The organism is Aggregatilinea sp. (assembly GCF_036822615.1).
GTDB lineage: Bacteria > Chloroflexota > Anaerolineae > Aggregatilineales > Aggregatilineaceae > Aggregatilinea.
The window spans coordinates 14034-26422 of sequence record NZ_DAISHJ010000004.1; the positions used below are offsets into that span (position 1 = coordinate 14034).

At 64.4% G+C, this 12389-nt stretch carries 10 protein-coding genes; all 10 read left to right on the forward strand.

Annotated elements, in window-relative coordinates:
- The first annotated feature begins 53 nt into the window (after positions 1-53).
- The 10 genes from V7116_RS02590 to V7116_RS02635 all read left to right on the forward strand — a co-directional run bounded on the left by V7116_RS02590 (position 54) and on the right by V7116_RS02635 (position 12319).
- Entirely contained in the window at positions 54-2819 is a 2766-nt protein-coding gene (locus tag V7116_RS02590; protein WP_324390113.1) for an ABC transporter permease, read from the forward strand.
- A gap of 35 nt (positions 2820-2854) precedes the next feature.
- Positions 2855-4213, forward strand: a complete 1359-nt coding sequence (locus V7116_RS02595; RefSeq protein WP_324390115.1) for an efflux RND transporter periplasmic adaptor subunit — start codon at positions 2855-2857, stop codon at positions 4211-4213.
- 204 nt (positions 4214-4417) lie between these two features.
- Complete coding sequence (locus V7116_RS02600) at positions 4418-5389, forward strand: ABC transporter ATP-binding protein (RefSeq protein ID WP_324390117.1); 972 nt, start codon at positions 4418-4420, stop codon at positions 5387-5389.
- Positions 5386-6105 (forward strand): ABC transporter ATP-binding protein, encoded by a 720-nt coding sequence (locus V7116_RS02605; protein ID WP_324390119.1) that lies wholly within the window; start codon positions 5386-5388, stop codon positions 6103-6105. The genes V7116_RS02600 and V7116_RS02605 overlap by 4 nt, the downstream gene beginning before the upstream one ends.
- On the forward strand, positions 6098-7114 hold the full coding sequence (locus V7116_RS02610; RefSeq protein ID WP_324390122.1) for a LysM peptidoglycan-binding domain-containing protein: 1017 nt from the start codon (positions 6098-6100) through the stop codon (positions 7112-7114). The genes V7116_RS02605 and V7116_RS02610 overlap by 8 nt, the downstream gene beginning before the upstream one ends.
- Positions 7115-7514: 400 nt before the next feature.
- Entirely contained in the window at positions 7515-9101 is a 1587-nt protein-coding gene (locus V7116_RS02615) for a sensor histidine kinase (protein WP_324390124.1), read from the forward strand.
- Positions 9098-9793: a response regulator transcription factor gene (locus V7116_RS02620; RefSeq protein WP_324390126.1), complete on the forward strand. Its 696-nt coding sequence runs from the start codon at positions 9098-9100 to the stop codon at positions 9791-9793. The genes V7116_RS02615 and V7116_RS02620 overlap by 4 nt, the downstream gene beginning before the upstream one ends.
- A gap of 239 nt (positions 9794-10032) precedes the next feature.
- Complete coding sequence (locus V7116_RS02625) at positions 10033-10752, forward strand: response regulator transcription factor (protein ID WP_324390128.1); 720 nt, start codon at positions 10033-10035, stop codon at positions 10750-10752.
- A complete protein-coding gene (locus V7116_RS02630) occupies positions 10749-11693 on the forward strand; it encodes a sensor histidine kinase (protein WP_324390130.1) in 945 nt (314 codons plus the stop codon). Before V7116_RS02625 ends, V7116_RS02630 begins: the two co-directional genes overlap by 4 nt.
- Before the next feature lie 122 nt (positions 11694-11815).
- Positions 11816-12319 (forward strand): general stress protein, encoded by a 504-nt coding sequence (locus tag V7116_RS02635; RefSeq protein ID WP_324390132.1) that lies wholly within the window; start codon positions 11816-11818, stop codon positions 12317-12319.
- Positions 12320-12389: the final 70 nt, after the last annotated feature.

Below are 12389 nucleotides of genomic sequence, written 5' to 3' on the forward strand. Positions count from 1 at the left end.
GGGGCGATCCACAGATCGCCCCGCCGCCAACCGCCTTAACGGATGTAAACCCTATGCATCGATTCATCGATCCTGTCTTGTTTGCCGCAGAACGCCTGTGGCAGCATCGCGTCCTGGTCTTCTGGACGCTGGTGGGCCTCTCGGCGGCGACGACGCTGGCCCTGAGCCTCACCCTGTACGTCGATGCGGTGAACACAGACCTTCTGACGGATAACCTGAGCGATCCGCCCTATGCGTTCCGCTTCCGCTACCTGGGAAGCTGGGAAGGCACGATCACGCCCGATCAAGTCGATCAAGTCACGGCGGGGGTTGAAGATCGCTTCGTGGACGCGATTGCACTGCCCGTCCAGCGCGAAGTGTCCTTCATCAGCGCCGGGAACTGGAATGTCACGCGCCAGGGCGATACGCCGGTGGCGTTCGGAGCCTATACGCTCGGCACGCTCGACGGCGCCGACGACCAGATCAATATCATTTCCGGTGAATGGCCGTCCGAGCCGAAGACCGAAGGCGCGATCCCCGTGCTGGCCTCGCAGGAGCTTCTGTACCAGACCGGGTTGCAGGTGGGCGACGTGTTCACCGCAACCAAGTCCGGCGCGTCCGGCCCGGTGACGATGGAAGTGGTCGCGCTGTGGGCCCCGTACAACAGCGATGATCCCTCGTGGATTCTGACGCCCAAGTTTTTTAACACCGTGTTTTTGATGGATCGTGACGACCTGTGGACGGCGGTGGATGGCATCGCGTCCCCGGTCGAAGAAGCCGACTGGCACATTACTTTCGACGGCAGCGCCCTGCGCACGTCCGACGTGGCGGGCCTGCTGGACGGCATCGTTGAGGGCGAGCGGCGGCTGCTGGCCGTGCTGCCCGGCATCCGCATGGACCTCTCGCCCACGGATGGCCTTGAGACGTTCAGCGAGAAGGTCGATCAGCTCACGCAGCAGTTGGTCATTATCGTGCTGCCTGTCGCGGGCATGATCCTTTACTTCGTCACGATGCTGGCCGGGATGCTGGTCGGCAGCCAGCAGCAGGAAGACGTGACGCTCACCAGTCGCGGCATGGGTCGCCGTAAGCTGCTCGGCCTGCACGCGCTGATGTGGGTCATCCTGGCCGGGATCGCGCTGGCGGTCGGCATGGCGATCTCGCCGCCGCTGGTGCAGTTGATCGGGCGCACCTCGTCGTTCCTGTCCTTCGACGCCGATACGCCCCCGCTCGACGTGGTCTTCACGCAGCAGGCGATGTTGGCGGGCGGGCTGACAGGCGTGTTGGCGGCTAGCACCGGTCTGTACATGGCGTGGCGCACGACGGGGCAGTCGATCAACCAGTTCAAGCGCTCGCAGGCGCGCGGCAACAAGGCGTGGTGGCAGCGCGTGTATCTGGACGTGATCCTGCTCGTCCCCGCCGGATACGTGTACTACACCCTCAGTTCCAAGGGCGGCCTGACCGCCAGCGCGGAAAATCCGTTCAGCGATCCGATGGTCTTCCTCGCGCCGACGCTGTTTTCGCTGGGCCTCACGCTGCTGTTCCTGCGCGTGTATCCCTTCCTGCTGCGCATCGGCGCGCGCGTGCTCGAACTGACCAGCAACATTGCGCTGCTGATGGCTCTGCGCGAGCTGACGCGCTCCATCGGGCGCTATCGCGGCACGCTGCTGATGACCTGTTTCACCCTGAGCCTGATCGGGTTCACGGCGTCGATGGCGAGCACGCTCGACCGCAGCCTGAAGGACGTGATCGACTATCAGGTCGGCGCGGATCGCGTGCTGGTGGTTGCCAGCGAAGCCCAGACCGAAGAGGGCGACTCGTCCGACAGCGGCACGACCCTGACCGTGGTCGGTTATAACACGCTGCCCGCCAGCAACCTGCTGCAAATCCCCGGCGTTTATGCCGAATCGCGCGTGGGGCGTTTCGACTCGCAGATCGTGCTGTCCAACCAGCGCGTGACCGGCACGGTGCTCGGCATCGACCGCGAGTCGATGGCCTCTGTCGCCTACTTCCGCGACGACTACGGCTCCATGCCGCTGGCCGATCTGCTCAACGAGCTGGCAGGCCAGCGCAACGGCATCCTGATCAATGCCGCCACGGCGAAACAGTACAACCTGACCGTCGGGCAGGAGATTACGATGCAGATCACCGCGCTCGGCGCGCAGTACAGCACCACCGTGCCGATCATCGGCGTGATCGATTACTTTCCCACGCTCGATCCGCGCGACGGCTTTTTCGCCATCACCAACATCGACCCGATCATGGAGCTGGTGGGCACGGAGCTGCCGCACGATGTCTGGCTGCGACTGGAGCCGGGCGCGGACGACGCGGCAGTGCTGGCCGAGGTCAAGGAAATGGGCTACCCCGTGCTCGAATGGCAGAACCCCGACGAGCTGATCTACGAAGCGCAGACCGATCCGACGCGGCGCGGTGTGCTCGGCTTCCTGTCGGTGGGGTTTGTCTCGGCCATTTTCCTGACCCTGGTTGGCAGCGTGATCCAGAGCACCGCCTCCTTCCGCACGCAGGCGGTCCAGTTGGGATCGCTGCGCGCGATGGGCCTGGGCGGGGGCGCGGTCGGAACCTATCTCATGTCGTCGCAGGGCATCGCGGCGCTGGGAGGCATCGCGGGCGGCACGGCGATCGGGATGGCGAGCACGCTGTTGTTCCTGCCGCTGCTGGACTTCAGCGGCGGTCTGCCGCCCTATCTGGTGCGCGTGGCGTGGGACGATATCACGCTGGTTTATTCGCTGTTCGCCGCGATGCTGTTTGGCGTCTCGGTGGCGACGACGGTGCTGCTCAGCCGCCAGCGTGTTTCGACACTGGTGAAGTTAGGTGATGCATAACGATGGCTAACGTGAGCAACATGGGGGCTTCAAGGATGAAAGTACGATATCACACGACGCTGTTTGCGCTCCTGATCGTCGCGCTGCTGGCCGCGGCGTGCTCCTCCGGGGATCAATCCGAAGAGGGCAGCGCGGGATCGGCGGCGGCGACTTCGACGCCCGTGCCCACGGCGGCGCTGTCGGCCCGGCCCACGTATACCGTGGAGCGCGGCACGGTCGAGGACGTGTTCACCTTCACCGGGCGCTGGCAGGCGCGCGACCAGCTGTCGCTGTCCTTCCCGACCAGCGGCACGATCCGGCAGGTGAACGTCCGCGCCGGGGACGCCGTCAGCGCGGGCGATCTGCTGGCCGACTACGACACCTCCGACCTGGAAAACCAGCTTGCCAGCGCGCAGTTGAATCTGGAATCGGCCCTGTCGAACATCGACACCAGCGAAACGGGCAGCGTCGAAAGTGTCGAGAACGCGCAAATCTCGCTGGCGAACGCCCGGCTGTCGCTGGAAAGCCAGAAAAACAGCAGCCCGTGGACCAGCGTCGCGTCGGCCAAGCTCCAGTTGGAATCGGCTCAGCGCAGCCTGGACGACGCCAACCGCTCGTACCTCGAAGCCCTCAGTCACCCTGAAAATCCGGCCTCGTCGGCTGACAGCGCCTACCAGCAGGTCCAGAGCGCGCAGCAGCAGCTTGACAGCGCGCAGATCAGCTACTCGTCGGCGGCACAGAGCTACAGTAACTACGAAATCCAACTCGAACAGCAGGAAAACGCTGTCCTTCAGGCGGAGTTGGCCCTTGAGCGCGCGATTGCCGACGCCTCGGCGGGCGTCAGCGACGAAAGCGTGCGCTCCGCCCAGTTGAACATCGACCAGATCAACGAAGACATCGCCAACGCCTCGCTCTACGCGCCCATCGATGGCGTGGTGCTTCAGGTCAACATCGCCACCGGCGATTCCGTGCAGGCGTACTCGACCGTGATCGTGATCGGCCTGCCGGAGCCAAAGGAAGTGATCGCCAGCCTGGCCCTGACCGACGCGAACAACCTCGCCGTCGGCATGACCGGCACATGCCAGGTGATGAACCAGCCAGCAACGGCGGTTGGCTGCGCGGTGCGGCGTATCCCGCTCAACAGCAGCGATGCCGACCAGACGACGCGCGTTGCCGCGTCACTGGAAGGCGTCGCGGATAACCAGTTGATCGAAGTGGATATTCCGCTCGAAGTGCGCGAGGACGTGCTCTGGCTGCCGCCGAGCGTGATCCGCACCTTCCAAAACCGGACCTTCGTCGTGTTGCAAACGGCGGACGGCCCGCAAACGGTGGACGTGGAACTCGGCCTGCAAACCGACGACCGCGTAGAGATTGTCAGCGGCGTGCAGGAAGGTGACGTGGTCGTCGCGCCCTAGGGGATGGGCGTAGGGGCGTATTGCGATACGCCCCTACAAACCCCGGTCTCGCTTTTTCTCCCCTCTCCAACTTGATTGGAGAGGGGCCGGGGGTGAGGTCTCGACGATGATCCACCCGCCTCGCAGGGGCAGTTCACGAATTGCCCCTGCGCAGACACGAACGATATGCAGAACACATCGCAGCGAAACGGACGTAAATCGCTCATGGCGAATAATGCGAGTAACGGAACAGGACAGCCGTACATCAACTGCACCAACGTCGTCAAGGCGTACACCGTCGGCGATCACGAGATCGTGGCGCTGCGCGGGATCGACTTCACGATGGCGAAGGGCGAAATGGTGGCGATTGTCGGGCCGAGCGGCGCGGGCAAAAGCTCGCTGCTGAACCTGCTCGGCGGGCTGGATACGCCCACGGCGGGGCGCCTGACCGTCGGCGACATCAACCTGATCGACCTCAAGCGCCAGAAACTTGCGGAATACCGTCTGCGGCTGGTGGGGTTCGTGTGGCAGCAGGTCGGGCGCAACCTGCTGCCGCACCGCTCCGCCCTGCGCAACGTCATGCTTCCGATGATGCTCGCCGGGACCGGCTGGCGCGAGCGGCGCACCCGCGCGAAGGAACTGCTCGCGGCGGTTGGCATGGCCGAGCACGCGCACAAGCGCCCGGCGCAGTTGTCGGGCGGTCAGCAGCAGCGCGTGGCGATCGCGGTCGCGCTGGCGAACGAGCCGCAGTTGCTGCTGGCCGACGAGCTGACCGGTGCGCTCGATCACGCCAGCGCCATCCAGGTCATGCAGCTTATCGCGGACCTGCGCCAGCGTTACGGCCTGACGATCCTCATGGTTACGCACGACATGGAGGTCGCCGCGTTTGCCGACCGCGTGCTGACCCTGCGCGATGGTGCGCTCGGCCAGCATATGACCGAGGCCGGGGAGGAGGCCGCACCGTCTCTCGATGGCGAGGGCCGCATCCGGCTGCCGGTCGCCGTGCGCTCCCAACTGAACGATGCGGCGCGCATCACGGTCGAGATCCGGCCCGAAGGCGTGCTGCTCCGCCCCGAACACGAGGCCGCCGACGATACCGACGCGGTGCTGCAAGACATCCTGCCCCAGAAGGACGGCCACCGGCGCGGTCTGCGCTTCTGGCGTAACGGGCATGCCAAAGAGGAGGTGCGCCAGTGAAAGACGAGCTGGCGATCAAAGTGCGGGGCGTGCAGCGTCACTTTGGCGATCTCAAAGTGCTGCGCGGCGTCAATCTGGATGTGCACGTGGGCGAACTTGTCGCGCTCTACGGCCCGTCGGGCAGCGGCAAGACGACCCTGATCAACCTCATCGGTGCGCTGGACCGTCCCGACGGCGGCAGCATCGACGTGTTGGGCCAGGACGTGCTGCGCATGAACGATGGCCGCCGCGCCCGCCTGCGCCGCAAACAGATCGGCTTCATCTTCCAGGGCGCCACACTGCTGCCCACCTATTCCGCAGAGGAAAACATCGATCTCGCCCTGCGGCTCCCTCACCTGAACGTGTTCGAGCGGCGGCGGCGCATCAAGGCCGCCCTGTCTGCCGTGGGCCTCAGCGCCTGGGCCGACCATATGCCGGAAGAACTGAGCGGCGGCCAGCGCCAGCGCATCTCGATCGCGCGTGCGCTCGCGCTGCAATCGCCGCTGATCCTGGCCGACGAGCCGACGAACGGGATCGATACGCCGACGACGCGGCGCATCCTGTCCCTCTTTCGCGGCATCGCTGCCGCCCAGGATACCACCTTCGTCATCGTCACTCACGACCCTATGCTCGTGGACTATGTAGATACCGTTTATGACTTATCAGATGGCATCGTAATCCAGCGCGTGGCAGAACCAGAGGGGGAACAGCCCCAGCGGGAGGAAGAGCATGTCTAAAATTGCGGGAAAGTTCATGATCGTTGTAATGCTCCTTGGGACGTTTGCGATGGGAGCGTTGTTCTCGTACTACGGACTGCCGGAGGACGCCAAGACGTCGCTGGCCCAGTCGGACGCGACGGAAACCGTCGATGCGCCGTCCGCCACGCCGACCCAGGCGAACACGGCCACCCCGACCCCGCAGAAGTCGCCCACGGTCGCCGCGACGCTGCTGCCGCCGCCGACCTTTGAGCCCGCGACGGTCACGCCGACCGCCTCGACGGTGCCCAGCCCGACGGTCGTGCCCACAACCGATATCAACATCTCGATCCCCGGCCTGCACGGCGCTGAGACGGCCACGCCCAGCTCGACGCCCGGCTGTGAAACCCGCGCCGACTGGAAATTGACCTACACCGTGCAGTTCAACGATACACTTACGTCGATTGCCAACCTGTACGGCGTTTGGCCTGAAGATATTGCGGAGGCCAACTGCCTGGACGACGTGAACGTGATCGTCGAGGGCCAGGTGCTGCACGTCCCCGGCGATTCGCAGCCGGTGTTGCCTGCCGTCGAGTGTGTGGACTGGGAAGTGCTGACGCCCTTCAACGGCACGCAGGGCGTGCCCGCCGACGGCACCGTGACGTTCAACTGGCGCGGGCCGCAGTCGCCTATCAGCCTGATCCGCATCTACCGGCCCGACGGCACGATCTACGAGCGCACGGTCGAGCTGCGCCAGAACGAACAGATCGATCTGAACGACTATCTGACGCAGGAAGGCACGTATACGTGGTACGTCTACCCGCTGGACCAGTACTACCAGCAGGTGAGCTGTAAAGAGGGTGGCCCGTGGACCTTCTACAAGCCGCTGTCCGCGACCGCAACGCCGACGAACGAGCCGACCAGCGCGCCGTCTTCGAATACGAACAACTCGCAGCCGACCGTGATCGTGGTCACGGCGACGCCCGCTCCGGCGACAGCAATCCCGGCGACGGCCACCACCGAGCCGCCGACCGAAACGCCGGTGCCGTAGCAAGGAAAGTATTCGTTTGGAGCAGGATAACCGGCTTGGTAGGGGCGCATTGCCATACGCCCCTACCAGCCGCAAAATATACGGTTCCTGGAGCGAACTTCTTTCCTCCGCTTGTGGGCGGCAGGGGAGATCTATACGTTCATAACGCGCTCTGGAAGCAAACGATACACTTAAGCGGGTTTTCGAAAAGATCTGGCTTATAAGGAGGTTGAGGTTTACCTCACCCCTTAACCCCCGACCCCTTTTCCCCTCTCCAATCAGATTGGAGAGGGGCCAGGGGTGAGGTTCTTTTTTGCTAAATCTTTTCAAGGTTTCACTTAAGCAGGTTGCCATTGGACTTGGCATTAGAATCGTGGATAACCCTGTTTTAGCGTCACGAAGGTGAGATGGAGTACCGGCGATGGCTATCGCATATCTACGGCGTCGGCGGAAACTGGCAAATCCGAACTCGATAGGGTGGCAGCTTCCACTAACTTACGCGGGCATTGCACTCTTGGCCGTGTTGGCGTTGAGCGGGCTGCTGCTGCTTACGCTGCGCAGCCACTACAGCACGCTCGAAAAGCGCTACCTTGAGGCAAGCGCCCGGGAAATGAAACGCAGCGTCGAGCGGATTTACGGCGACCGGGACCTGTTGGACAACGATGTGTTCCAATCGGCTGTCAACGTGTACTCCTTCCTGTCGCATGTGCGGGTCCGGTTCATGGATGCCGACGGCCAGTTGATCGCGGATTCGGGCGAAACGTCCGAACAGAACGTGCTGAGTTTTGACGTGCGCGGCCCGCAGTCCGGTGAGAAGCCGCAGTCCGGCGAGGGCAACGGCTACGAGACGTTCCTGCGCATCGAGCGCGGCCTCTCGCTGGATACGCCTGCGGGCACGCCCGCCGAGGGTGGGCAGCGCTACCCGATCGACATGCCGCCCGAAGCGATAGATCGCCTCGCGTGGGGCATCCTGACCGATCAGGATCGCACCAATCTGCGCACGACGCTCACCCTGCATAACGAAAACGGCGTCATCATCGGCTACGTGGAACTGTCCGAAAGCCCGGCGTTCGGCGGCGAGATCATCGAAGACGTGGCGGGTAAGGCGGCGGTCGCGGGCGGCATCGCCGTGCTGCTGGCGGGTGCTGCGGGCTGGATCGTCAGCCGCCGCATCAGCCAGCCGGTGCTGCTGCTGGCCGACACGACGCGTCACATGGCCGAGGGCGATCTCTCGGTGCGCGTGGCGCTGGATCGCCGTGACGAGTTCGGGCTGCTGGCGCAGGGTTTTAATACGATGGCCGAGCGCGTCGAAACGACGGTGACGGCGCTACGCCAGTTCGTCGCGGATGCCGCGCACGAGATCAGCACGCCCATCACGGCGCTGCGCACCAACCTGGAGCTGGCCGCCGAGGACGGCTCGATCGAGTATCAGGGCGACATCAAGCGCGCGCTGGCCGAGCTGGACCGGCTGCAGGGTTTGGCCCAGGGACTGCTGACCCTGTCCCGGTTGGAATCGCGCGATGCGGAGCGCGTGCGCCTGCCCGTGGACCTGATCGTGCTGTCCCGGCAGATGATCGAGCGCTTCGCCTCCCGCGCGGAGCAGGCGGGCGTCAGCATGGTGCTGAATGCACCCCAGGCCGCGCCGCTGGTGGTGCAGGCCGACGAGCACCAGATCATCCGCGTCCTCGATAACCTGCTCGACAACGCGCTGAAGTTCACGCCATCTGGCGGCACGGTGACTCTGGACGTCGAAAACGTGGAAGGGGCCGCCGAACTGCGCGTGAGTGATACGGGCATCGGCATTCCCGAAGAAGATTTACCCCGGCTGTTCAGCCGCTTCCACCGGGGACGCAATACGGCGGCCTATCCCGGCAACGGCCTGGGGCTGGTCATAACGAAGGCAATTGTAGTTGAGCACGGGGGGCAAATCGCGGTAGAGACGCACGACGGCGGTACGAAGTTCACCGTGCGGCTTCCATGCGATGGTCACGAAAGGCATATGACATGACAACGTATCACATTCTATTGATCGAGGACGATCCGGGGATCGCCGGGAGCCTGCAAACGGCCCTCATCCGCGACGGGTATCGCGTCCACTGGAAGGATCGCGGCACGGAGGGGGTTGAATATGCCTGCGAGCACAATCCCCACCTGATTATTCTGGACGTGCGCCTGCCGGATGGCTCCGGCTTCGACTTTTGCCGCCAGATGCGTCAGTCAGGCGTGCACCAGCCTGTGATTATTCTGACCGTGCACTCGGACGAGGTCGATAAGGTGCTCGGCCTGGAGATGGGCGCGGACGATTATATGACCAAGCCCTTCAGCCTGCGCGAATTGTTGTCGCGGGTGCGGGCGCAGATTCGCCGCTCGTACGGCGAGCTGGCCGTGGTGGACAGCGACATGCTCTACGCGGGCGATCTGGTCATCGACCGGCGGCGGGGCAACGTCATGCGCGGCGGCAAGATTATCAACGTCACGCCGACCGAGCTGCGCTTGCTGACCTATCTGGCCCAGCATCCGAATCAGGTGCTCAGCCGGGGGCAGATCCTCGACGCCGTCTGGGGCAGTGAAACGTCGCCCGATACCGAACAGGTGGTGACGGTCAACATCCGCCGCCTGCGCGAGAAGATCGAGCTGAACCCCAGCGATCCCGATCTGGTCCTGACCGTGCCGGGCATTGGCTATAAGCTGGTGAGCTGACGCGACTACGGCGGGGCATAAGTATACAGGAGCGGAAATTCGCCTCTGGTGACGTAGGGGTAGACCTTGCTCTACCCGGCGGGCGATGCAAGCATCGCCCCTACGAAAAAACATGAACCTATTACGCGAGGCGGCACGATGACAGGGCCGCCTCGCCGCCGTTGTCCGGCAGGCGCGACCCCCTCGCGCGCGGACTTGATACAATCGAACCATATCACTGCTGCCGGGAGCGAACGGATATGGTCAGCACGCAGCCCAAAATTCTGCTGGTCGATGACGAGAGCGCCATCACCTATAATCTCGCGCCCTTTCTGGAACGCGCCGGATTCGCCGTCCAGGTGGCGCAGGATGGCCCCTCGGGGTTGGAGGCCGTGGCGAGCTTCCGGCCCAGCCTCGTCGTGCTCGACGTGCTGATGCCCGGCCTCAACGGGCGCGAAGTGCTGCGCCGTCTGCGCCAGTCCGGCGACTGGACGCCCGTCATCCTGCTGACTCAGGTCGGGGATGCCGTCGAGCGCGCGATGGCGCTCGAAGAAGGCGCGGACGACTACCTCAATAAGCCGTTCGATCCGCACGAGTTGGTCGCGCGCATTCGTACCGTGCTGCGCCGCGCGCGCCCCGGTGTGCCCCCGCTGGCGGCGGCGTCGCGCCTCGTCAGCGGCGGTCTGTCGCTCGATCGTCCGTCGCGCCGCGTACGTCTGGACGAACACGAAATCCCCCTGACGCCCAAGGCGCTCAACCTGCTCGAATACCTCATGACGCACCCCGACGAACTGATCACGCGCGAGCGCCTGCTCGATGCCGTCTGGGGCTGGGACTACCCGGCAGGGATCCGCACCGTCGATACGCGCATCGCGGAGCTGCGCAAAGCCCTGGGCGACGACGCGCTCAATCCCCGTTATATCGAGACCCTCCCCGGCGAAGGCTACCGGTTTATCGCGGCGGTGGAGGCGGGGGCGTGAAGCAGATCGTCTGGCTGACGGTGATCCTGCCGGTCGGCATCAGCCTCGTGATCCTCGCGCTGATGGCGAACGGCCTGCTGGCCGACCCGGAAGTGCGCGTGGAAATCGACGAAGGGCTGGTCGTCGTGATCATCGGCGCGCTGCTCTCCGGCATGATCGTGCTCAACATTCTCGTGCAGGAGTGGCGCACGTACATGGAAGCCCAGAACATGATGCGCGCCCGCGCCGAAACCGCCGCCGAGCACCGCCGCTTTTTGAACCGCCTCGATCACGAACTGAAGAATCCGCTGATGGCGATCCGCGCAGGCTTAGCGAACCTCTCCGGCGCGACCGATCCCGCCGACCGCGCCGACATCCTGGCGAGCGTCGAGACACAGGCCCAGCGCCTCGGCCACCTGATCGGGGATCTGCGCAAAGTGGCCGAGATCGGCGCGAAGCCGTTGGAGCCGTCCGCCATCGACGTGAAAGATCTGCTGGAAGAAATCTACGACATCGCCCGCGACGAGCCGCAGGCCGCCGATCGCCACCTCGCGCTCAGCCTGCCGCAGCCCCCGGCGGCGCTGCCCGGCATTCGCGGCGACCGCGATCTGCTGCTGCTCGCGCTGCACAACGTGGTCAACAATGCGATGAAGTTTTCGCGCCCCGGCGACCGTGTGCAGATTTCCGGCTATACGGCGGGCGGCGTCGTGTTGATCGAAGTGCGCGACACCGGCCCCGGCATTCCCGAAGCGGATCTCGCGCACGTGTGGGAAGAACTCTACCGGGGTCACAACGCGCAGGGCATCGCGGGCAGCGGCATCGGCCTGTCGCTGGTGCAGTCTATCGTGGCTCGCCACCAGGGCCGCGTGACGCTTCAGAGCACGCCGGGGCAGGGCACTGCCGTCACGCTTCAGCTTCCCATTGCCGCCGCCGAGCCGGTTCCCCTGCGCGCCGCCTCCTGATGGGCTGTGATATCGTTTTTCAGATCTGTAACATCCCTGCCATCTCCTCATAACATCTCCTCTCTATAGTAGTGATGTTGGCCTGAATAGCGCGGGGGCTTTTGATGCCTGGCGTCAGCATAGTGGCTCAGTATGAGACAGCATCGGAACTAGAGGGCGCGGCAAACCGGTTGAAGGCGGCAGGCTTCGCGGCGGACCAGATGTCAATCGTCACGCAGGATCTGGAGACGGAAAAACAGGCGCGCGGATATGTAACGGTAGGCGATATGGCGCGGGATGGCGCGCGCGCCGGGGCGTGGATCGGCGGGTTGTTGGGGCTTGTATTGGGAGCCGCCGTAGGCCGCGCGCCGCTGGTGCAGGGAGGCTGGTGGGTGACGACTGCCGCCGCTGGTGTGGATGGCATTGTAATCGGGGCGTTGGGCGGGTTGTTATGCGGGCTGCTGTTGGGTGTAACGGTAATGCGCGAGCGTGTCTTGAAATATGAAGCGGCGGCGGGTGGCAATAAGTATCTGTTGATTGTGAGTTGTTCGGCCAGCGACGCAGCGCAGGCTGGCGCGATCCTCGATCGCGCGGGCGGGTCGCTGCGCGTCTATACCACCCAGGAGGGTCCAGCCGCGCCCCGGTGAAGGGACGCTGTGCGTCGGCGCGGCAGGTTGCGAGATTGTAATCGGAACGCACAAAAATGTTAAAACTCTC

What these genes read in the sequence shown, in the direction of transcription:
- V7116_RS02595 (WP_324390115.1), top strand. Translation starts at nt 2,855, where the DNA reads ATGAAAGTACGATATCACACGACGCTGTTTGCGCTCCTGATCGTCGCG.
- V7116_RS02600 (WP_324390117.1), top strand. Translation starts at nt 4,418, where the DNA reads ATGGCGAATAATGCGAGTAACGGAACAGGACAGCCGTACATCAACTGC.
- V7116_RS02610 (WP_324390122.1), top strand. Translation starts at nt 6,098, where the DNA reads ATGTCTAAAATTGCGGGAAAGTTCATGATCGTTGTAATGCTCCTTGGG.
- V7116_RS02590 (WP_324390113.1), top strand. Translation starts at nt 54, where the DNA reads ATGCATCGATTCATCGATCCTGTCTTGTTTGCCGCAGAACGCCTGTGG.
- V7116_RS02615 (WP_324390124.1), top strand. Translation starts at nt 7,515, where the DNA reads ATGGCTATCGCATATCTACGGCGTCGGCGGAAACTGGCAAATCCGAAC.
- V7116_RS02625 (WP_324390128.1), top strand. Translation starts at nt 10,033, where the DNA reads ATGGTCAGCACGCAGCCCAAAATTCTGCTGGTCGATGACGAGAGCGCC.
- V7116_RS02620 (WP_324390126.1), top strand. Translation starts at nt 9,098, where the DNA reads ATGACAACGTATCACATTCTATTGATCGAGGACGATCCGGGGATCGCC.